Genomic DNA, 22,472 nt, shown 5'->3' on the forward strand with positions numbered 1-22,472 from the left:
TGGCTTCACCGACCCGGCCGCGCTAGCCTTTCCCGGGGGCGACAAAGCCAGCCTGCAAGCCGTGGTACGGCGCGAGCGGCGCACTGAGCTGGCCTGGAAGGCCTGCGCATCTTTGACTTGCGCCACTGGCGCACGGCCCAAACCGCCCTCAACGGGTTTGCTCACGGCATCAAGCTGGAAATCCATCCGTGGACAATGGTTACCTGCGGGTTGACCAACGCACGTTTGACCCCGCCAAGCACTACCTCTGGCCCGTGCCCCAGCGGGAGCGGGACATCAACCCCAACCTCAGCCAAAACCCTGGCTGGTAGCTCTTTTCTCCGTTTCTGCATCCCTTCTCGCTCTTATAACCATGAAAAAATATTCCCACCCTCTGCTGTTGCTGCTCCTACTCGTTAGCCTATTCACGGGCTGCAATGATGATGACAAGGAACTCGACGACACTATTACGCCGGTCGAAAACTACATCTCGCCCGCCGACAATGCCGCCGTGAAACTAGATCCGCCATCCAACGCAGCCGTTACCTTCGAGTGGGGCCAGGCCCGCGCGGCGGACGGCACGGTAGTACTCTACGAAGTGCTGTTTGACAAGGAAGGGGGCGACTTCTCCGCCCCCGTTTACAGCACCGTATCGGGCACGAACGGCCTGGACACCAAGCTGGTGCTTAGCCACGGGGACCTCAACAAGATTGCCAACCTGGCCGGTATTCCCTCCCAGGCCCAGGGCAAGCTGAAGTGGATGGTGAATGCCTCCAAGGGCCTGAATGTACTAGGCGCCGCCACTGCTCGCACTATTCAGGTGGAGCGTCCCGCGGGCTTCTCCGTCATTCCCGGCAACCTCTACCTCACCGGTGCTGGAACGGAAGCGGGGACTACGCTCGGTCAGGCCATGCCGTTCAAGCGGGTGTCGTCGGGCGTGTTTGAGCTGTACACCCGGCTTTCGCCCGGCGACGTAAAAATCGTAGACCAGACCACGGGCACGCCCACCGCCTACTACATCAATGGCAACAAGCTGCTGCAAGGCGACAACGCCACCAGCCCCGCTACCGCCCCGGCAGTATACCGCGTTACCCTTGACTTCAACAACGGCTCGGCTATTCTAACTGAAATTCAGTCGGTTGGCCTATGGGTTTCGGCCCAAAACAAGGTTACGGTAACCCTGCCTTACATCGGCCAAGGAATGTGGAAAATCGAAAACACTCCTATTGAGTTCTTCCAGTTCAGCTGGGGCCGCGACGAGCGGTACAAGTTCATCTTTTCCGAAAAGGATATGGCCGGCGCCACTACGGCCCGCCAGTACGGCAGCACCAACACCGACAACGTAGCCCCTACCGCAACGACGGCCGCGGCTACTACACCCTTATTCCGGTGGCCGAGGACCAGTGGAACAATACGTACAAATTTATGGCGGCGGCGGACCGCAAGAACGTGGATATCACAGTCATGATGCAGCCCGCAGCTTACACCCACCAAGTAACCGTGCGGTAGGGAGCTAATCACCTTTTTCCAAGATTTTACTTCGACTGATATGCTGTTCTTCCGAGGCCCTGCCGCCTGCTGCTGGGTTTGTTGGTCCTGAGCGCCTGCAACGAGCCCGTTGATGATATGATAACGCCCCCAGCCCCGGGGCCGGGGGGGGCGGCGGCAAACTGGGCTGCTCGCGCCGACTCAGCTCAGGCGGCCCTTCACCAGTACTTCTGGGCGCCCACCAACCAGTATTACCTGCAAAACAACCTCGGCAAACCCGACTTCAACTACTGGTGGCAAGCCCACGGCCTCGACGTGCTGCTTGATGCCTACCAGCGCACCAAGGCCCAGGACTACACCACCAGGATGCAGCAGTTGCAGCAGGGCGCCAAAAAGCAGAACGGCAACACTTACCTCAACACTTTCTACGACGACATGGCCTGGCACGCCCTAGCTAACCTGCGCGCGTTTCAGGTCACGAAGGACCCCTCGTATAAAGCCACGGCCACACTGCTCTGGGCCGACCTCAAGACCGGCTGGAACACCACGCAGGGCGGGGGCATAGCTTGGCGCAAAACCCAGCTCAACTACAAGAACACCCCGGCCAATGCCCCGGTGGCTATTCTGGCGGCCCGCCTCTACCAACTAGACCGCAACCCTGACGACCTGGCCTGGGCAATCAAGATTTACGAGTGGCAGAAGCAAACCCTGGTTGACCCCACTACGGGAACCGTGTGGGATGGAGTCAACCGCCAGGGCGACGGGCAAATAGATAAGGAATGGCGCTTTAGTTACAACCAGGGCGTGTTCTTGGGTGCCGGCCTGGAGCTATACCGCGCGACCCAGCAGACTACCTACCTAGACGATGCTAACCGCACGGCGGGCTACGTGCTCAACGACAGCCAGCTCTCGCCCGGAGGTATTCTGCGCGACGAGGGGGGCGGGGACGGCGGCTTGTTCAAGGGCGTGTTAGTACGCTACTTAGCACTGCTGGCCACTGAGCCGGCCGTACCTGCTGCTACCCGCGCCCGGTACGTGTCTTTTCTCAAATTTAATGGGGAGAGCCTGTACAAGCAGGGTACGCGCCGGCCCCAGTACCTGTTCAACACCAGCTGGACCACCCAGCCCGGCGGCACCGTAGACGGTTCCGCCCAGCTCAGTGGAGTGATGATGTTTGAAGTGATGGCTGACTTGCAGGCCCGTCAGCTCCTGTAGTCACGAGTATAGATTCTGAGGGCAAAAGGACCGGGCTGAGCAGTGGGATGCGGCCTGGTTCGCCCGCGCCTGGCTAATGGGACCGGGCGCGGGCATTTTGCTCGCACCTGCTACTCTTAAAATTCTTGTATGAAATTGACTTTCACTGCCGGCACCTGGTCCTTGGTGCTGCTGGCGGCGGGCGGCGCTAGTGCCAAAGCGTGCTGAAGTACGTGAACCCGAATATTGGCACGGCGCACAGCCGGTGGTTTTTTTACACCCCGGCGGCCGTGCTACGGGATGGCTAAGCTGGCACCCTCCACCAACGGCCACTACGGCAATGCTTCCGGCTGGGAAGCCGTGGGCTACGACACTCGCCAGAATTCTATTGAGGGGTTCGTACACTTTCACGAGTGGCAAGTGGGTGGGGTAAGCTTCATGCCCACCACCGGCGAGCTACGCGTAAAGCCCGGGGACTTAGAGGGTCCGGCCACAGGCTACCGCTCGCGCTTCGACCGTAAAAACCAAGTGGCCGAGCCCGGCTACTATCGTGTGCTGCTTGACAACTACGGTATTACGGCCGAGCTGACAGCTACCAAGCGGGTGGGTTTTCACCGCTACACCTTTCCCCAAAGCGACCAGGCCCACCTTATTCTTGATATCGGCAACACGCAGGGCGAGAGCGGAGAGGTAACCGATGCCCGCGTGCGGATGGTGGACGCTACGCACGTGGAAGGCTTTGTGAGTACCTACCCTAAATACGTGAAAACCTACGACCCCAACGGCAAGGTGAACATGTATTTTTACGGTGAAATCAGCAAGGCACCGGCTGGCGTGGGGGCTTTCACTGCGGCGGGTACCCAACCCAATACAACCTCTGCCGCGGGCAAGGGCGCGGGGTTGTTTCTCAACTACAAAACCAAGGCGCAGGAGAAAATAGAGCTGAAAGTAGGCCTCTCGTACACGTCCATCGCCAACGCCAAGGCCAACCTACTGGCCGAGGCTCGCAGCCTCACTTTCGACCAGGCCCGGACCGCCGCCCAGGCCACCTGGCAGCGTGAATTGAGCAAAATTGCCGTGGAGGGCCCCGATGAGCAGGACAAAACCAAGTTTTACACGGGCCTGTTTCACGCCCTGCTGGGGCGCGGCATTGCCAGCGACGTGAATGGCGCTTACCCGAAGCACGCGGGCCAAGTAGGGCAGCTGGCAACCAGCGGCCCAGGCCCTCGGCCCGAGTTTATCAATACCGACGCCATCTGGGGCGGCTATTGGAATTTAACCCAACTCTGGCACTGTCCTACCCTGAGTGGTACGGCAACTACGTCAATACGGAGCTGCAAGTGTACCGCGACAAAGGCTGGTTTGGGGACGGACTAGCCAACAGCGAGTACATATCGGGGGTAGGAACCAATTTCGTGGGGCTGGCCGTGGCTGGCGCCTACCAGGTAGGCATTCGCAACTACGACGTAAACCTAGCCTACCAGGCCGTGCGGGCCAATGAGCTAAACTACCGCAACCGCCCCTTTGGCTCGGGCAAGATGGACGTGAAGGCCTTCACCCAGTATGGCTACGTACCCTTCAAGGAAAACTACAAGCAGGATCAGGGCGTGTGGTATAAAACCGATTCCACGGGCGCCTACTTCGCCAACTCGCACACCCTGGAGTACAGCTACAGCGCCTTTGCCGCCGCGCAAATGGCCAAAGCTCTGGGCAAGAAAGCCGACTATGAGCAGCTCATTAAGCTTTCCAACGGCTGGCAAGCTATTCTGAATCCGCGCAGCAAGCTCATGCAGCCCAAGCTGGCCGACGGGACCTTTGCGGCCAACTTCAAGCCCTTTGAGCCGTGGCGCGGCTTTCAGGAAGGCAACGCCATGCAATATACCTTCTACGTGCCCCAAAACCCCGCCGGACTGATTGCAGCCCTAGGGCGTGATAAGTTTAACAGCCGCCTGGATAGCATCTTCACGGCCTCGGCCAAAAGGGGCTTTGGGGGAGGCAAAGAGATAGATGCCTTCGCCGGCGTCAATGCCATCTACAACCACGGCAATCAGCCTTGCTTGCATATCAGTTGGCTGTTCAACTTCTCGGGTCAGCCCTGGCTCACTCAGAAGTGGACCCGCCAGATTTGCGACGAGTTCTACGGTACCGAGCCCATCCACGGCTACGGCTACGGGCAGGATGAGGACCAGGGCCAGCTAGGCTCCTGGTACGTCATCACTGCCCTTGGGCTGTTCGACGTGAAGGGCTTCACCGATGCCCGACCAATTATCGAGCTGGGCAGCCCTATCTTCAGTAAGGCTACCATCCTGCTTAGCAACCAGAAGAAACTGGTGATTGAGCTAGAAACACGGCCAAGGAAAACATGTATGTACAGGCTGCGGAGCTAAACGGCAAGCCGCTGACCAACTGCTGGCTCTACCGCGACGAGCTGATGCAGGGTGGCCGGCTGGTGTTTACCATGGGCCCCCAGCCCAACAAAACCTGGGGCACCAAGACCCCACCACCCTCGGTACAGTAGCCGGTATCGGCGCCCCCGTTGTAAAAGCGCGGCGAATTTCAGCAGCTTGGGGGCAGCAATGGTCACCCTGGCGCGCTACTACCGCAAAATTCTTAACACCGCTTACCAGCGGCTGTTTGCCGCTTTCACAGCCGCGAAATTCAATAGGATAGAAACGGAAGACCAATGAATGTGGGCCGTTGCACGGCTGATTAGCCCAGGCTCCTCCACTCCGTCAGACCCTGGTTATAATGGGGCTCCTGTTGGGTTACGCCTTAGGTACCGGTTCTTCCGGTGTCGCTTTCCCGTGCCGAATTTTGGCTCGACTACACTGTGCATACCTAGCTACCGTGGGCCAAAGGCTTGCCGTATGCTTCACATGCTGATGCAGGGTGGAAACTTTCTGCCGGGCAGCCAGCGGATCCAGAGCTTAATTAAATAGGCGAAGTTCTTCTCCCGACGAAAATTTGCTGTCACCTTTGAGGTCCATTTCCCAAGCGCCGCACGTGATAAACGCAACTGAACAAGAAGAGCGAGAATACCTGGAAGAAATAAAGGAGCAGCTTGCCTTTGCGGTTAAGCGAGTGGATGATGCCGTTAAACAATTTTCCGACGAGCTACGGCAGAAAAAGCAATACATCCACGAGCACCAGTCGGGTATGGACGACGCCGACATGGTGGCGGCTGGGCAGTCCATCAACCGCATGGCCTTTACGGGCACCGCGGCCGTGGTCCGCAAACGGAAACTCATCAAGCTGGGGCAGTCCCCGTACTTTGGGCGCATCGACTTTGTCACTCAGAACCAGGTAACCACGCCGGTATACATTGGGGTGCATTCCTTCTCGGATGAGCAGCAGCGCCGAAACGTGATTTATGATTGGCGAGCCCCGATTTCCTCCATGTTCTACGACTTCGAGCTGGGGGAAGCTTTTTACGCTACCCCTTCGGGAACCGTGCAGGGTACTATTGAGCTAAAGCGCCAATACAAGATCCGGGACGGCCGCATGGAGTTCATGATTGAGAACGGCGTGAACATCCACGACGACGTGTTGCAGCGGGAACTGGCCAAGTCCTCCGACGACAAGATGAAGAACATCGTCGCGACGATTCAACGGGACCAGAATGCAGTAATCCGCAACGAGTCTGCGCCGGTAATGGTCATTCAGGGGGTGGCCGGATCGGGTAAAACGTCCATTGCCTTACACCGCATTGCTTTTCTACTATATCGCTACCGCGAGACCATTGCAGCCAAGGACATTCTTATTATTTCGCCCAACAAGGTCTTTGCGGATTACATCTCAAACGTCTTGCCCGAACTAGGAGAAGAGCACATTCCCGAGCTAGGCATGGAAGAGTTGGCGGCCGATCTGCTCGATAACCGATACCAGTTTCAAACTTTCTTTGAGCAGGTGTCGGCGTTGCTGGATGGGCACAACCCAGCCTTCATTGAGCGCATCCGGTTCAAATCATCGTTTGAATTTCTCAGTAAGCTCAATCAGTACCTTCTCCATATAGAGAATACCTACTTCACCGTAACCGAGCTCCGCGTGGGTAGCACCCTGGTTCCCCGCACTCTTATTCTGGAGAAGTTCAAGGCATACCACCGGGTTCCACTCCTGAAACGGTTTGCGCTAGTAGGTCAGGATGTGCAAGCATACGTGCGAGATGCTACGCGCCGCAAGCTTAGTGGGCGGGAGAAAGCAACGATTGGCGAAGCTATTCCCCGCATGTTCAAGTTCAACCAAGTGCTGGACCTCTACCGGGATTTTTACCGCTGGATTGGCAAGCCTGGCCTGTTCCGGATTGACCACCGCATGAAGTTGGAGTATGCCGATGTTTTTGCCTTGATCTATCTGCGCATACGCCTTGAAGGTAGTAGCACTTACGATCAGGTTAAACACTTGCTCGTGGACGAGATGCAGGACTACACGCCCGTGCAATACGCGGTCCTATCCCGGTTGTTCCTGTGCCGAAAGACCATTCTGGGAGACGTGAGCCAGACGGTTAATCCCTACAGCGCTTCTTCTGCCGAAACCATTGAACGCGTGTTTCCACAAGCCGATGTAGTTCGGCTTGACCGTAGCTACCGCTCTACCATGGAAATCACAGCCTTTACGCAACGGATACGGCCCAATCCCAATATCATTCCGCTGGAAAGGCACGGGCAGGAACCCGCGGTAGTGCGCTACACTACCCGCGAGGAGGAGTTGGCAGCAATCAAGCAGCTGCTCGTGGCCTTCCGGAACTCCGCCAACCATTCCTTGGGTATCATCTGCAAAACCCTTCAGCAGGCCGAGGATGCGTACGAAGCGCTTGAGGCACCGGGCGTGCATTTGCTCACGGAGGAATCTACTACCTTTAAAGAGGGAGTTATCCTCACCACGGCTCATTTAGCGAAGGGGCTTGAATTTGACGAGGTCATTGTACCCTTTGTTTCCGCCCAGAACTACAAAACCGAGGTTGACAAGAGCATGCTGTACGTAGCCTGCACCCGGCTATGCACCAGCTTACGCTAACGTATTCCGGTGAGCTGACGCCATTCTTGTCCGCCTGAATTAGGTAGTCTCCGCTTTCTAAGCACTAATGTACAACAGGTGGTAGCTGGTGCGGAGGCGGCCGGCCCTGTCACGGCTCAGAATGCCTTGCCACCAAGGCCGCCATATCCCGGCCGGCAGTATCCCAGGAATACTTGGCCATGCTTGCCCACTCAGAAGAGGTTAGCCTTCCCCCGAACCCGTCCAGCAGTCGGGTTAGCTGAAGTCGGCAATGGCGCGGGCCATGCGGTTTTTATCATCATCGAACGGGTGGATGGTCATAAACCAAAAATGCGCTAGACCGGCCTTGAGCACTGGGCCTAGTTCGGTTGGCCCGTTGAACCAGGCCAAGAATTGCTGCATCTGTTCGTCCACCGCATCTGCTGGCGGGGCCTGGTAGTGGACTCGTTCTTGCCCCATTGGTCCGGATACTACTTGCATAAAGCGGGTGCGCCAGGCTCCGACTTCCAAAAGATATAGTCCGCAGCCGGTAGAGAACAGCGCGTGGTGCCAGCCAAATAAGCGGGCCGCCGCCAGCAGCTGATTGGCTTGCTGGGTGGCATCCAGTATACTGCGTGTTTCTATTCTCCGCATAAGATTCTTTCTGGGCAACTTCTTAGCCTGGTAGGCTTAGGGCGTGCACAGGCGGCAAAGCGCCCCTTGTGTATTCGCGGGCATAATTTCCTGCGAATACACAAGGGGCCAGTAAGCTGTTGGAGCTTGCCCTGGCAATGGCGCTGTGCTTATCTACTTTCTGCCTTCACTTATCGTTCCTTATATTCGCTGGTCAGCAAGCACTTTCCCTACCGACAAAACTGTCATGAGTCAGCTTCCCGTTGTGTCTTCGGCGCCTGCGCCCCAGGTACCTGCCCACCTAACCGAGTCAACCCACCGCTACGTGGAGTCGGGCCTGCGTGGATCGGCCAATACGGTGCGTGCCTACGCTGGCGACTGGAAACGATTTGCTGCTTGGTGCCAAGTGCATCAGCTCGGCATGTTGCCCGCGCCGGTGGAAGCAGTAGCTGGTTTTCTCACGGAGCTAGCCGACGCGGGCAAGAAAGTAGCTACTATTGAGCGGCACGCCGCCGCTATTACTAAGGCTCATGAGCTGGCCGGGCTAGAATCACCTACCGCCGACAAGAAGGTAAAGGTGCTGCTCAAGGGCATTGCCCGGGAAAAGAAGACGCGGCAAAAGCAAGCTCCGGCCTTCACTCTCGACACCTTTAAGCGCACCATCAAAAGCATTGATAGTCAGATGCCAGCCGGATTGCGCAACCGGGCTTTGCTGCTGTTGGGCTTCACGGGGGCCTTCCGTCGCTCCGAACTCGAAGCCCTTAACATTGAAGACCTGGCGTTTGACGATGAGGGGCTGATTATTTCGCTGCAACAAAGCAAAACCAACCAGACTGGCCAAGCGGAGGAAAAGGCTATTTTCTATTCCCCCGATTCTGCCTTGTGTCCCATTCGCTCATTACAAGCGTGGCTGCGAGTGCTGGGTCGCACCGAAGGCCCAGTGTTTGTGTCCTTGCGCAAGAATAACCAGGTTACTACCCGGCGCATGACAACCAAGTATATCAACTTGATTGTGCAGCAGTACCTGGGTAGCCCGTACACGGCTCACTCCCTGCGGGCATCATTTGTAACTGTTTCCAAGCTTAACGGGGCCGACGACAGCAAGGTGATGAACCAAACCAAGCATAAAACTTCGGCCATGATTCGCCGCTATACCCGTCTCGACAACGTACGCCAGCATAACTCCGCCAAGGAGCTAGGTTTATAAAAAGCGCAGGTAAGGTGCCGCAACGCTGAGAAGTGGATACTTATTCCTGCCGAGAAGCGAGCTAGACAACGTGTCTGTTTGCTTCTCTTCTGCCCTCACCCATGCCCTCTACTTCTCCCCGCTTCTTTCCCCCGGCCGGCCCCATCCTGGGGCGATACGATGGCCCCGTTGTACGTGCTACTGGTATCCGATACGCCCGCGCCACGCGGTTTCAGGTGCCAGTAGCTGAACCGGCCTCCTCCACACCCATAGACGCTACCTCCCCGGCCCCCGCGTGCCCACAAGTGCCGGACACGTTGCTTGGGCCGGCTTTAGGCAGTCTGTTTGCGGGCCTTACTTACGACGAAGACTGCCTTCGTCTGTCCATCACGCTGCCTGCCGATTGGCAACCGGGCGAGCAGTTGCCGGTGCTGGTATGGGTACACGGTGCTCCTATGTTATGGGGGCTGGTGATATGGCCGTGTACGACCCGGCCGCCATAGTAGCAGAACAGCGCGTCGTATTTGTGGCAGTAACGTACCGGCTGGGGCTACTAGGCTTCTTGGGTAGCGAAAGTGGCCCGCCGCCCAACCTAGGCTTACTGGACTTGCTAGAGGCCCTGCGCTGGGTGCAGCGCAATATTGCCGCCTTCGGGGGCAACCCTGCCCTTGTCACACTCTTCGGACAGTCGGCCGGGGCCGATGCCATTGCCCACCTGATGATAGCCGACGGAGCTGCCGGCCTGTTCAAGCGAGTAATTCTGCACAGTGCCCCGCTGGGGCTGGCTCGCAACCGCCAGGCCATGCAGCGGGCCATGACGGCGGCGGCGGGCACCTTTGCGCCTACTGCTTCCATTGATGAAGTACTGGCCCGCGAAAGTGCAGTGCATAAGGCCGCGCGTCGGTTTGGCTTGAAAAGTGGGATGCCATTTGGTACTCAGTATGGCGCCTATCCTCTTCCACCCGAATCTCAGGTAAACGAAGCGTGGCAGGCCGTGGCCCCACACGTAGACGTGCTGATTGGTGCTACGGCCGAGGAAACTCGTTTTTTTGCAGTGTTAGACCCTAAATACCGGCGGCTGTTGCGTATTCCCTTGCTTGGGTCTCTGCTCACTCGCCCGCTCGTTGCCATCAGCTCGCGCATGGTGTACCTGAAGGCAGCCAAATCGTTTGCTCGTCGGCATGCTCGGGCGGGTGGCCGGGCCTATCATTTCCTGGTGCTGTTTCAGCCGCGAGGCAGCGAATTTGGGGCTGCGCACACCATAGATCTGCCCTTGCTTTTGGGTACCCAAGCCAGTTGGTCCTTTGCCCCCATCCTGGGCCAAGAAAAGTGGGAAGACATCGACCAAGCGGGTCGGCAAATGCGCCAGTTGTGGGCCGACTTTGCCCGTACCGGCACCCTGCCCGCCCGGGTAGACATTCCCGGTATACTTCGCGTGAAGCAGGAGGCCAGTAGGCAGTAGCATCAGGGGGCTTCGCGGATTGCATGGCGGGTACGGATACACGCGTGAGTTAGTCAAGTAGTATTACCTGAAGCGAGAATATACAAACCGGGGCAGATGGTATGAGCCCCGGCTTGCTGCTGCTGAGTGGTTGGAAGCTTGCTGGCTTGACTAGCAACGGCAATACCCTCTTGTTGTCCCGCTCCTCGCAAAAACAGTAAGTTTAGGTCATGTATACGCTTTCCAGTAAGCAGCCAGTACCAGTGTATCCCTTCGAGCGGGATATGGTAACCGGAAGCAGTTCGTTCACCATCGCGCGCTCAGAAGGCGGCTTACCTTACGAAGACAACCTGCTCATACCTCACCGCAAGGCCTACTACCTGCTGGTATTCGTGAAGCATAATCGTGGGCGCCATTGGGTAGATATGACGCCCTACGAGCGGAAAGACAATACGCTTTACTTCTCGGCCCCAGACCAAATCTTAGTCAAAGAGGCTCCTACCCCCTTTTGGGGTACACAGCTAACGTTTACCACTGAGTTTCTCGCCTTGCAGCAGCACGCGGCCCTGCGGGAGCTACCCTTGGTCCAGAACCCGCACAATGGGCACGAGCTGTTGCTGACAGTGGCAGATGGGGCTTTTGTGGAAGACATTCTAGCGAAACTTGAGACGGAGTACCGCCACCCCGGTGAGTGGCAGCACCGGATGCTCACGGCTCACCTCACCGTGCTGCTTACCTACCTGAGCCGGTTGTATACTGAGCAGTTTACGGGCGCCGAGCCGTCGGCCGACCAACGGTTGCTCAAGACTTATCAGGCCAAAATTGAAGAATGCTTTCGGGAGCTGCACGAGGTAAGCGCCTATGCTTCGCAACTCCACCTATCGGCGGGGCACTTAAGCGAGGTAGTCAAGGCGCAAAGCGGCAAACCTGCCATCAAACATATTCACGAGCGCCTAGTGCTGGAGGCGAAGCGCCTGCTGTTCTACACCCCTCAGTCGCTTAAAGAAATTGCCTTTGACCTAGGGTTTTCGGATGCCTCCTACTTCAACCGCTTCTTTAAGCGCGAAACTGGCTTGACCCCGGCTGAGTACCGCACCGCCATCCGCAAAATGTACCAGTAATACCGCAGAATGGGTGCCAGCGGCGCCCCTAGGGCCCGGTAGTTTTGTGCTCTTACTCACTTGACCACCGTCAACCATGAAAACTGCACTTATTACCGGAGCCAACAAAAGCATTGGTTACGAGGCGGCCCGCCAGCTGTTGCAGCACGGCTATTACGTGTACCTAGGCAGCCGCGACTGGCAGAGGGGGCAGCAGGCTGTCAGCCAACTGCAATCAGAAGGGTTTTCTCAGGTAGAGCCCCTCCAGATCGACGTTACAGATAGCGCTTCTATTACCGCTGCCCGTCAGACGCTGGGCCAAAAAACCAGCGTGTTAGATGTGCTGATCAACAATGCCGGCATTCTGGGAGGGATGTCGCAACCGGCTCTTACCGCAAGCATCGGTATGATCAAGGAAGTTTTTGAGACCAACCTGTTTGGGGTGATTGAGGTGACCCAAGCCTTCATCGACTTACTGCAACAGTCGCCCGCGCCTCGTATTGTTAATGTAACATCGGGGCTGGGGTCATTGACTTTGCACAACGATCCATCTTGGACATATTACTCGGTGAAGGGAGCTGCTTACCAGCCATCCAAAGCAGCTCTGAATGCCTACACTATCATGCTGGCCTATGAACTGCGCGACACGCCCTTCAAGGTAAACGCCGTGGACCCAGGCTATACCGCCACCGACTTCAACCATCACAGCGGCCCAGGCAGCGTAGCGGATGCCGCCGCTCGTCTAGTAAAAGCTGCCATGCTAGGTCCAGATGGCCCAACCAGCCAGTTTTTCAGTGATGATAATGCGCCGGAAACGGGAATCAGTCCGTGGTAGAAAACGGGTGGTGTTTTCATCAGGAAGTTCTCCCATTTCCCCTCCTTGATTGGTAGTATGCTTATGCTAACCTTACGCCGCTGCCGCTAGTAGCCCCAACCTCAACAAGCCTCCTGCTAGTACGGAGGCTTGCTTGTTTTAGCGGAGGCCCATCTATTCCAGGAACAGACCGGCTGGATTCTTATCTGCTTCACTTTGCCTATTCTATGCTTGTTCTAGACGCGGTACAGTACCTTGGTATGAAACCGACGTCCTTTACCGCGTCAACTGCTAATGGTGCGCTTATTTACTCTGTTATGTTCCGTCTGGTGGCGCTTTATGATGGTAAGCGTGGGTCTGCTCTTGGGGAGCCAAGTTGCGTGCGCTCAAGTGGCACAAGCTCCCGTTGAAGTACGGGTGCCATTCGCTCCTTCACCGGTAACTGGTAGCGACGGGCTGGTGCACGTGGCCTATGAATTGCACGTCACCAACTACTATTCCTCAACGGGTACCCTCCGCCTCCGGCACGTTACGGTGCTAGAGGATAAGGCCTCATATGCACTAGCAAACTTTACTGCTGTCCAAGTAAATAGCCTGCTCGCCCACCCGGCAGAAAAGGCAGACACGACGGGAGTAGTACTTGAAGCGGGCAAACGAGTGGTACTCTTTCTTTGGTTGACGTTACCCCCTGGTCGCCCGCATCCGCAGCTACTGCGGCATCAACTTGCTTTTACCACCTCAAACGGGGCACGGCAGCTTGTGGATGGGGTACGGACTTCGATTGTTACGGCCCCACCCATTGCGCTGGATGCTCCTCTACGGGCGGGGCCGTGGCTGACGCACGAGGGACCGGGTAACCCGTATGCTCATCACTGGAATGGCATTGTGGTAGTAAATGGACAAACCACGATTCCCCAGCGCTACGCCATCGACTTCTTCGGTCTCAACCCGGATGGGCACGCCCTTCGCCGCGTTTCGCTTGAGCAGCTGAAGACCTCTGCCCACGCTGACTGGGTAGCTTCGGGGCGGACGTTCTCGCCGCGGCCGATGGGATAGTGCGCGACATGCGCGACGGTGAACCCAATCAAGCCGTTTTGGCTTCCCCTTCTTCGCCCACTGACGTAACGGAACGCACACTCATGGGCAACTTCGTCGTGCTCGAAGTTGCGCCCCGCGTTTTCGTGCATTACGGGCATTTGCAGCCCGGCAGCGTGCAAGTAAAAGTAGGCGACCGGGTGCGGCGCGGAGCCGTACTGGGCCGCCTCGGGCAGTCGGGCAACGCCAATGCTCCGCACTTACACTTTTTGGTAAGCAACTCCGCTGCCTTCGAAGAATCCGAGGGGCTGCCATTCGTTTTTCGAGCCTTTGACTACCTGGGTTCAGCCAAGATTCACCAAGTATTAAACCAAGCAGAACAAGTGCCCATTGGGCCTCGCTTTCAGAAATCGTCCCGGCAACAACTACCCTTGGATGGCAGTGTAGTAACGTTTAAATAAGGCGGAAAACCGTTGTGGTCGTAAACAACTAGCGGGTACTGGGCGGGCTGGCAGTAAGGAGCACGGGCATCAGCTACTACCGTTGGGCAAAGGAGTACCGTGCAGGTTTTCTTGCGCCTCAGCAGGCGAATTATACCTTTAGCCCTCGAACTACAAGTATAGTACGGCAAGCCACTTCCGCACATAAGCAGATAGGCATAAGGCAACTAAGGCTCCTATGAACGAACCAATAGCTCCATCTAGTCAAGGTATGAGCGGCCCCGCCGCTCTGAGTGGGGTGATGCCCACGCTGGGCACTATGCGCCCAGATGATACGGCGGCGGTTACCGGCCGGGGAACGTTTCCGGGGCTGATAACCCGGGAAAAGGAGCCGCTAAATCTAGAGTTTCCTTTTCCCACGCTGGAAGCTCCATTGGTGCCGACTAACCGCTTTTATATCCGCAGCCATTTTCCCATTCCGCAGTTGGATACCACTAGCTGGCGGCTGCACATCGGGGGAGAGGTACGTGAGGAGTCGATTATCAGCTATGATGAGTTGCAGAACATGCCGTCGAAAACGGTAACTGCTACGTTGGAGTGTGCTGGGAATGGTCGGGCTCGGCTGACCCCCAAGGCAAAGGGCCTACTGTGGGAGCAAGGTGCCGTCGGCAATGCCGAGTGGACTGGGGTACCGCTTTCAGCTCTGCTGGCGCGGGCTGGTATTAAGGCAGAGGCCGTGGAAGTTATTTTCGAGGGTGCCGACCAAGGAGAAATTAAGGAAGAACCCAAGTCACCGGGCGTTATTCACTTTGCTCGCAGTTTGCCCCTAGCCAAGGCTAACCAGGGTGAAGTCCTGGTAGTCTACCTCATGAACGGTAAACCCCTGTCGCCTGAGCACGGCTTTCCCGTACGCTTGGTAGTGCCGGTTGGTATGGGATGGCCTCGGTGAAGTGGCTTCACAAAATTACCGTAAGTGCTACGCCATTTGAGGGGTACTGGCAAACGATAGAGTACGCCTACTGGCGGCGCGAACATGGGCAGCCGGCCCTAACGGCCATCACGGAAATGCAGGTTAAGGCAGAAATTGCGCGCCCCGCCCTGCACGAAGTCATTCCCATCGGCCAGCCGTACCGCATATTTGGGGCTGCCTGGACGGGGGAGAGCGAAGTAACCTGCGTAGACGTAAGCACCGACAACGGCAGCACGTGGCAACCAGCCGAACTGCTGGATGCTAGTACCCCATTTGCCTGGCGCATGTGGGAGCTGACCTGGACCCCACATGCGCCAGGAAGGTATACCCTCATGGCACGCGCTACCGACCGCGCTGGTCATACCCAACCTACCGAACACACTCCCGACCGGCGCACTTACATGATTAACCGAATCAGTGCGGTGGAAGTAACAGCGCAGTGAGGCCGTCTGCGTGGTGCTCCTGCTACCTTTCAGATTCCCTGGACCAGTACCACTACTAGTCCAGGGAATGCGTGCGGGGCTTCTCGTTTAGAATCCATTATGGTCAGGCGGAAAGCAATCCTCAGTCTACTATTCCTCTTCGGCCGCAATAGCAGCAGGGCCCTCGGGCAAGTTCAGCAGCGGGCCTAGCAGCAGGGCGTTGACAAACAGCCGGGAGGTACCGTGCCAGTAGTGGCGGAAGTTCGGGTCATCGGCAAACAGTACAACCCGGCCCGTACCCACCTTGCTCACCACCACGGCCGCAGAGTTGCGGATCTGCCGCAGATTGTTGCGGGATACGTAGCCGCTTACCAGTGGGGTAGGAGTATATTGGGCCACGGTGGCGTAGGGGTTGCGGCTAGGCCGCAGAAAGGTGGTCCCGTTCCGGAACACATACAACTGCCGACTCGTCAAGCCAAACGCAATGGGGTTGGTAACGTCCACGTCGGCACGGTAAATGGAGCCGGCAATGGCACGGGTGCCTTCCTGGTCCTGGGTCACAAAGTCGGTACGGCGGGTGAAGGGCAGCTCCGGTTTCGGGCGCTGGGTGGCCCTGGGAGCGGGCGGCCGCGCCTCGGCCATAGCCTCAGCCAGGGCTGTAGTATCGGCCCAGCCCCCATGCGCCGGAATCAGCAGCTTTTCTTTCACGATGCCCTGCTTGATGGCCCATTCCGAGGCGTTTTTCAGAGTAACAAGCGTGCCACCTTCCTGCACCCAGCGGCGCAGCTTATCTACGGCTGGTTTGTCGAGGGCAGTGTAGGAGCCGCCTACTAGTACTATACTGTTGTAGCGCCCCAAGGGTGCCCGGCCGAAGTTGCTTACTTCTAGGCGGCTGAGTGGCAGACCCAGTTGCTGGCTAGCTACAAACCACGCTTCGCCTACCTCCGACGCGTTGGTGCCGGTGCCCACCAGCAGGGCTGCTTTGGTTTCCGGCACAGTGCGGACGTTGTTCGAGCCCAGGTCGATGCCGCCCAGGCTAAACCCGGTGCCCACGCCCGTGAACGTTACGTGGTGCTGGCGGCTTACCCGACTTACCACCTGAAACACCGAGTCGGCAGGTAGCGTTTGGGCCGCTACTGGAATTACGAGGGTGCCGTAGCCGAAATCAGTTGACTGATTGGCGGCGCCAGCCGGAAGGCTTAAAGCTGACTTTTGCCGTTACGCCGGCCCGCTGCAAAGCAACCAAAGCGCGCGGAGCATTATAGTCGGACCAGGGTAGGAGGTAGGCGTAGCTGCTCTGTCCACCACGCACGCTTCCGGTGAGCACGGCAGGAGCTGCCACGGGTGCCCCCTGCACTAAGGCAATATTTTTCCGCTTTGAAACGGCCAGCCCGTAGGCGTGAGCCTGACTCCAGCCCGTTACGTCGTAGAATACACTATCGTGGAAGGCCGTCAGCTCTTCGAACAATGAGTGAACCACCCGGTATTGAGGCTGGCTGGTGGGCACCACGTAGGCCTTGCCAGCTTGGAATTCTTGGTTGTCGAGCGTGACGGTTTTGCTCAGCGCGTGCACTTCAATCTTATGTTGAAGCAGCAAAGTCAAAAAGCGGTTGGTCAGCGTCTCGTCTTGGGCATTGCCGAAGACGTAAGCTTTGGTGGGGAACTTGCGGGCATCGGTGAGAGCCGACGTGAAAAAGTCGCGCTGGTGGCGCAAGTACAGATCCTTTTCTTCCACTGCCCCGCGTACCGTGGCCAGGCCAGTAGCTACGTGGTTGCGAATGGTGAACGGAAACGTCACCACGCCGTTGCTGCCTTCCTGCGCTAGGCCGCGCGAGCTGCCAACCTCAAACGTGATGCCCACACCACCCTGAAAATCGGGATAGGTAGACCCGTAGATGGGCGAAAGGTTGTCGAACTGCTCCTTGGTCCAGTACAGAGAGCCTAAGTTATCGAGCGCCTTAGCAAAATACTTGGCCAAGTGCACGTTTAGTACTTCGTACGTGGCTCTAGGAATCAGGTCATTTTCAGTACTGAAGGGCTTCGATGGCTCAAAGTAATACGTTCCGTTGGTGCCCATTTCGTGAAAGTCAATCATCACGTTGGGGTACCACTCGTGGAAGAAGGCCATACGGGCTCGGCTTTCAGGCTGAGTCAACGCCAGCCAATCCCGGTTCAGGTCGGTGTAGAAGTGGTTGGTGCGCCCACCCGGCCAAGCCTCGGTATGCTCCCGGTCCAGCGGATCCGTAGGGTTGGGCCACGACTTATTCTGGTCGAACCAGTGGGAAGCCCGGTCACGGCCGTCGGGGTTTTCCAGCGGGTCAATGGTAATAACGGCCTGCTCCAGCCACTGCTTGGTTTCGGGCGCAGTGGAGGCCGTGAGGTAGTAGGCCAGTAGCAGCGCCGCCTCCGACGAACTGCTTTCGTTGCCGTGCACGCCAAAGTTCAGGCTCACTACCACGGGCAGCTTGCGGTAGTCGGGTGCGGCCAGATTAGGGTCTATCAAGGCCCGACGCGCCTGCTGCAAACCAGCCAAATTCTGCTGGTGTTGCGGCGCCGTAATAGTAGCTACTACCTGCGGCCGTTCCTCAAAGGTGTTCCCAATAACCCGCAGGCTCACCTTGTCTGACACCCGATCTAGCTCGCGCAGGTAGGCTACAATTTGGTCGGTGCGGGTGTAATGCGAACCGATGGGGTAGCCCAAGAACTGCTCGGGCGTGGGCACGGCCGGATCGAAGGAAGCAGCGGGAGTACCGGGGAAGAAGTACGTGCTTTGCGCCGAGGCTGAGGCAGTTAGGCCCAGCGCCAGCAGTAGGGTAGTAGTATAGCGAGTAATCATTGAGGCAAACAGAAAGGGAAGACCGAGGTGGAACGATGGCGCGCACTTACATCAGCAGAACTGGCAATCAGTAGTCGTGAAGTACTGCGCGGCAGGACTTAGTAGCCAGGATTCTGCTCTAGGTCGGGGTCGGCTACTAAGTCATTGAAGGGAATGGGAAACAGCCAGCGGCGCTGATCCGTGACGCCCAGCACCGCGCCCGCGCGGCCAGTGCGTACCAAGTCAAACCACCGGTCGGCCTCAAAAGCAAACTCTACCCGCCGCTCGTTCTCAATGGCTAGTAGCAGCGCGTCGGCAGAGGAGGCCGTGCTGGCTGGCACCCCCGGCGCGACTACGTACGGCGTTCAGGTCGGCTAGCGCTTCGGTTAGCTTGCCCTGTTTGGCGCGTGCCTCCGCCCGAATGAGGTACTGCTCGGCGAGGCGCAGCACGTAGCTGGGGTCGTCGCGCTGGGGCGAGCGGCTGTAGAGGTTGCCGTAGGTTACGCTGCTTCCGGCAATGGTGGTAGTGCCCAGCAGAGCCGAGCGGCTGCCGCCCACGGCGGGGTCGTTGAGCAAGGCAATAGCGGCGGGCACGGGCTGGAAGTTGAACTGCCCGCCTAGGGCACTCGGAAACCAATTGTTCCACATGGTATTGGCGTCGGAGTTACTAAAAGTCAGCTCAAACACCGACTCCCGGCTCAGGAAGGGTGCGGTAGAAATAGCCCGGTAGGGTGTTACCAAGCCGTAGTTGCCGCTTCCAATAACCTGCGTTGCATATGCTTCGGCATCGGCCCATTGCTGGCGGTAGAGGTGCAGACGGGCGCGCAGGGCGCGGGCTGTTGCCTTCACGGCCCGGTTGCGGGTAGTGCCATCGGGCAGCAGTGCTTCGGCCTGGGTGAGGTCGGCCAGCACTTGGTCGTAGGTTTGAGCGATAGTACTGCGGCGCGTGCCCTGGCCGTTTTCCTTGGTGCGGGTAGGCGAAAGCACCAGGGGCACACCGCCCCAGCCCCTGCCCAGGTCGAAGTACACTAGGGCCCGCAGGAAATATGCTTCCCCGAGCAGCTGGTTTTTCTCGGCGCTGGCCAGCAGCGGGTCGTTGATGCTGGGAAGGGCCGCCAGCACGTTATTAGCTCCATTCACGGCCTGGTACATCTGGGTCCAGGCCTCTGTGAGCAGCACGTTATCGGCGCTGAGTTGGTTCTGGTCGATTTGCAGAAACTGGTTGAGCGTACCGTTGAAGCGGACGTTTTCGCCGGGCAGAAAGCCCAGTACCGGCCAGTTGAGTTGGTAGTACGCTTGCACCCGGTCGTAGACGCCAATGGTGGCCGAGCGGGCACTTCCGGCATCGGTAATAGCCTGGTCGTCGGGTAGTTGCTGCACGGGCGTAGGATCCAGCAGGTCGTGGCAGGCCGTAATGCTCAGGGTAGTAGCGCCCAGAATAGCAGCAAACAGCAGTTGGTATAGCGAAGATTTCATCGTAGTCAAAGGCTTACAGTCCAACCGTCAGGCCCACTTGGAAAGTGCGCGGTTGAGGCACGGTGGCCCAGTCGAAATTTTTAGTATTGCTTACTCCACTCTGCGAGTTTACTTCCGGGTCGAGGCCGGAGTAAGGCGTGATAGTGAAGAGGTTAGCAGCCTGCACGTAGAGCCGCAGCGAGTTAAGGCGAGCCTTGGCTACTACCTCCTTCGGAATGGTGTAGCCCAGCGAGAGAGTACGCAGGCGCAGGAAGGATCCGTCCTCTAAGTACCGGTCGCTCAGGTTTTGTACCACGCCACCGTAGTTGTTGCTGGCCGGGTTGGTTGTGAGGCGCGGAATGTCGGTCTGGTCGCCGGGTTGCTGCCAGCGGTCCAGTTGCTCGCGTAGGTAGCCAATATTACTTTGCGTGCCACCATGCACCAAAAAGAAGCGGTTCATATTCATGATTTTAGCTCCCTGCTCGAAGTTCAGGGTAAAGCCAAAATCCAGGCCTTTGTAGCTCACCGAGTTGGTTACGCCCCCGAAGTAGTCGGGCCAGGCATTGCCCACTAACCGGCGGTCAGCCACCGAGAGTTGTCCGTCGCCATTCACATCTTCGTACTGAGCATCCCCATTTTCGGGGTTCACGCCGGTTTGGTGGTAAAGCCAGAAGGAGTAAAGCGGGGCGCCTTCCTGCAACCGGAATATGTCGCGAGAGCCGGACGTGATGGGCGCAGCCAGCTTCTCGATGCGGTTCACATTGCGGGCCACGTTGGCGGTAGTGCTCCACTGCACAGCCGCCGCGCGGGGCAGCCAGTTGGCAGTTACTTGCACCTCAAAGCCCTTGTTGCTCACGGCTCCGTAGTTTTCTACTACGGAAGCGAAACCGATTTTACGCGGCACCGGTACGTTCAGCAGTAAGCCCGAGGTATACTTATCGTAGTAGTTTAGCTCTAGCAGCAGGCGATTTTGCAGCACGGCCGCATCCAGGCCTACGTTCCACTGGCGGGTGCTCTCCCAACTCAGGTTGGGGTTGGCCAGCTGTAAGGGTGCGGTGCCAGGTAGGTCGAGATAATTGGCCCCACCCTGCACCAAACCCCGGGCTGCAAAGTCGCTGATGCCGGCCTGGTTGCCGGTTTTACCTAGGCTACCGCGCAGCTTCAACTCCTGAAACACGTTCAGATTCTTGATGAACTCTTCTTCGCCCAGGCGCCAACCTAATCCCACGGCCGGGAAGTATCCCCAGCGGTTATCGGCCCCAAACCGCGACGACGCATCAGCACGCACGCTCACGTCGGCAGTGTAGCGCTGCTTGAAGCTGTAGGTCGCCTTACCGAAAAACGAGAGCAGCCCCGCTTGTGAGCGAGCCGAAGAGCCCGTTTGAGTAGCGGCCGACGCAATGCTGGTCAAGTCGTTGCTGGGGAACTGTTGACCCGCCAGGCTGGTACGCTGAAAGGTGTTTTTCTGAATGGTGTTACCTACCAGAGCTTGCAACGAGTGATTTTCACCGAAATCCACGGTGTAGTTCAGGGTCTGCTCATTGAGCAGGGTAATGTCGCGGGAGAGAAAAGAGGTAGCCGTACCCCGGGGCTGCCCAGCCAGAATCAGCGTGTTGTTGAAGTTGTTTTCATACATGTCGTTGAAGTCGATGCTCCAACTGCTGCGCAACGTCAGGTGCTTGCCAAACTGATACTGCCCATACACGTTTGAGATGACGCGCGAGCCCACCGCGTCGTTGTTCAAGTTATCAATCAGGGCCTGGTGGTTGTCGAAGGAGCCGTATTTGGCGTAGCTTCCATCAGGGTTGTACACCGGCAGGTTGGTGCGCGGAAACAAAGCCGAGTTGATGACGCCTACCGGGTTGTTGTCGTTGCTGCTCACGTTGCGGTGGGTGCGCGTGAGGGCTGTACTCGTACCGATGCGTAGATGGTCCGTAACCGCGTTATCGAGGTTTACGCGCAAACTAAACCGGTCGAAGTTGGTGGGCCGGGCAATGGACTCCTGCCGGAAATAGCCGCCCCCAACGTAAAACTGAGTTTTGGCCGAGCCCCCGGCGGCCGACAGTTCGTAGCTCTGCGTTTGGGCCGTGCGGAATACGTCCGAGAGACGGTCGTAGGTCTGCTGTTCCTCGGGCAGCCCGCGCCCCCCCCGCTGCTACCGAACGATACGGCAACAGCGCGGGGTTACCGCCATCGTTGAGGAACCGCTCGTTTTCCAGCTGAGCCAGTTCTGGCCCACTCACCAAATCGTACTGCTTGGGTGCTTTCGACCAAGCGTGGTACGTATTGAAGGTAATGCGGGTCTTGTCGCCGGCCTTGCCGCGTTTGGTGGTAATAAGCACGACCCCATTGGCTCCGCGCGACCCATAAATAGCCGTTGCATTGGCGTCCTTCAGGATTTCGATGCTTTCAATATCCTGCGGATTTATATCGGCCAGCGGATTGCTGGAAACCTGGTTGCCCAGACCCGTCGCAATCAGGTTGGTGTTGTTGATGAACACCCCGTCCACCACGTACAGCGGGTCGTTG

At 57.7% G+C, this 22,472-nt stretch carries 17 protein-coding genes and 3 pseudogenes; 13 read left to right on the forward strand and 7 right to left on the reverse strand.

Annotation, left to right across the window (positions count from 1 at the left end):
• On the reverse strand, positions 1–186 hold a 186-nt coding region (locus tag VI25_RS27310), incomplete at its 3' end, for a hypothetical protein (protein ID WP_236705169.1).
• Between the two features lie 2 nt (positions 187–188).
• On the opposite strand from VI25_RS27310, the gene VI25_RS27315 reads away from it, so the two are divergent.
• From VI25_RS27315 to VI25_RS20625, 5 genes and pseudogenes are all read left to right on the forward strand, one after another.
• Positions 189–311 (forward strand): RagB/SusD family nutrient uptake outer membrane protein, encoded by a 123-nt coding sequence (locus tag VI25_RS27315; protein WP_072144870.1) that lies wholly within the window; start codon positions 189–191, stop codon positions 309–311.
• Positions 312–352: 41 nt separating this feature from the next.
• Entirely contained in the window at positions 353–1,447 is a 1,095-nt protein-coding gene (locus VI25_RS20610; protein ID WP_045690432.1) for a SusE domain-containing protein, read from the forward strand.
• A gap of 119 nt (positions 1,448–1,566) precedes the next feature.
• Positions 1,567–2,682, forward strand: coding sequence for a glycoside hydrolase family 76 protein (locus tag VI25_RS20615; RefSeq protein WP_201783356.1), 1,116 nt, complete (start codon positions 1,567–1,569; stop codon positions 2,680–2,682).
• Positions 2,683–2,961: 279 nt separating this feature from the next.
• A pseudogene (locus tag VI25_RS27320) lies at positions 2,962–5,179 on the forward strand (GH92 family glycosyl hydrolase).
• Positions 5,180–5,664: 485 nt separating this feature from the next.
• Positions 5,665–7,674, forward strand: coding sequence for a HelD family protein (locus tag VI25_RS20625; protein WP_201783360.1), 2,010 nt, complete (start codon positions 5,665–5,667; stop codon positions 7,672–7,674).
• Positions 7,675–7,908: 234 nt separating this feature from the next.
• Here VI25_RS20625 and VI25_RS20630 read toward each other — a convergent pair whose 3' ends face one another.
• The gene (locus tag VI25_RS20630; protein ID WP_045690454.1) at positions 7,909–8,286 is read right to left on the reverse strand and encodes a Fic family protein; all 378 of its coding nucleotides are present in this window, start codon (positions 8,284–8,286) and stop codon (positions 7,909–7,911) included.
• 226 nt (positions 8,287–8,512) lie between these two features.
• Here VI25_RS20630 and VI25_RS20635 point away from each other — a divergent pair, with 226 nt between their 5' ends.
• The 8 genes and pseudogenes from VI25_RS20635 to VI25_RS26115 all read left to right on the forward strand — a co-directional run bounded on the left by VI25_RS20635 (position 8,513) and on the right by VI25_RS26115 (position 15,694).
• Positions 8,513–9,472, forward strand: a complete 960-nt coding sequence (locus VI25_RS20635; protein WP_055562797.1) for a tyrosine-type recombinase/integrase — start codon at positions 8,513–8,515, stop codon at positions 9,470–9,472.
• A 101-nt stretch (positions 9,473–9,573) separates the two neighbouring features.
• Positions 9,574–10,913: pseudogene (locus VI25_RS20640) on the forward strand (carboxylesterase family protein).
• A gap of 209 nt (positions 10,914–11,122) precedes the next feature.
• Positions 11,123–12,013: a helix-turn-helix domain-containing protein gene (locus VI25_RS20645; protein WP_045690373.1), complete on the forward strand. Its 891-nt coding sequence runs from the start codon at positions 11,123–11,125 to the stop codon at positions 12,011–12,013.
• Between the two features lie 76 nt (positions 12,014–12,089).
• Entirely contained in the window at positions 12,090–12,827 is a 738-nt protein-coding gene (locus VI25_RS20650; RefSeq protein WP_045690374.1) for an SDR family oxidoreductase, read from the forward strand.
• A 273-nt stretch (positions 12,828–13,100) separates the two neighbouring features.
• Positions 13,101–13,862 (forward strand): hypothetical protein, encoded by a 762-nt coding sequence (locus VI25_RS20655; protein WP_152981734.1) that lies wholly within the window; start codon positions 13,101–13,103, stop codon positions 13,860–13,862.
• Positions 13,863–13,870: 8 nt separating this feature from the next.
• Entirely contained in the window at positions 13,871–14,302 is a 432-nt protein-coding gene (locus VI25_RS20660; protein WP_152981735.1) for a M23 family metallopeptidase, read from the forward strand.
• A 250-nt stretch (positions 14,303–14,552) separates the two neighbouring features.
• Positions 14,553–15,230 carry a molybdopterin-dependent oxidoreductase gene (locus VI25_RS26110; protein WP_201783363.1) on the forward strand — a complete coding sequence of 226 codons (678 nt, stop codon included), beginning with the start codon at positions 14,553–14,555 and terminating at the stop codon, positions 15,228–15,230.
• Positions 15,218–15,694 (forward strand): hypothetical protein, encoded by a 477-nt coding sequence (locus VI25_RS26115; protein WP_201783364.1) that lies wholly within the window; start codon positions 15,218–15,220, stop codon positions 15,692–15,694. Before VI25_RS26110 ends, VI25_RS26115 begins: the two co-directional genes overlap by 13 nt.
• Positions 15,695–15,823: 129 nt before the next feature.
• Here the strand turns inward: VI25_RS26115 and VI25_RS26120 are convergent, their stop codons facing one another.
• The 5 genes and pseudogenes from VI25_RS26120 to VI25_RS25340 all read right to left on the reverse strand — a co-directional run.
• Positions 15,824–16,780, reverse strand: coding sequence for a hypothetical protein (locus VI25_RS26120; RefSeq protein WP_052695828.1), 957 nt, complete (start codon positions 16,778–16,780; stop codon positions 15,824–15,826).
• A gap of 58 nt (positions 16,781–16,838) precedes the next feature.
• Positions 16,839–18,509 carry a M14 family zinc carboxypeptidase gene (locus tag VI25_RS26125; RefSeq protein ID WP_055562800.1) on the reverse strand — a complete coding sequence of 557 codons (1,671 nt, stop codon included), beginning with the start codon at positions 18,507–18,509 and terminating at the stop codon, positions 16,839–16,841.
• Positions 18,510–18,607: 98 nt separating this feature from the next.
• Positions 18,608–19,964: pseudogene (locus VI25_RS20685) on the reverse strand (RagB/SusD family nutrient uptake outer membrane protein).
• A gap of 13 nt (positions 19,965–19,977) precedes the next feature.
• Positions 19,978–22,008 carry a SusC/RagA family TonB-linked outer membrane protein gene (locus VI25_RS20690; protein ID WP_236705170.1) on the reverse strand — a complete coding sequence of 677 codons (2,031 nt, stop codon included), beginning with the start codon at positions 22,006–22,008 and terminating at the stop codon, positions 19,978–19,980.
• A partial coding sequence (locus VI25_RS25340) for a TonB-dependent receptor plug domain-containing protein (protein ID WP_161807003.1) occupies positions 21,908–22,472 on the reverse strand: 565 nt, incomplete at its 5' end. The genes VI25_RS25340 and VI25_RS20690, both read right to left, overlap by 101 nt.

The organism is Hymenobacter sp. AT01-02, from assembly GCF_000961955.2.
GTDB classification, from domain to species: Bacteria; Bacteroidota; Bacteroidia; order Cytophagales; family Hymenobacteraceae; genus Hymenobacter; species Hymenobacter mucosus.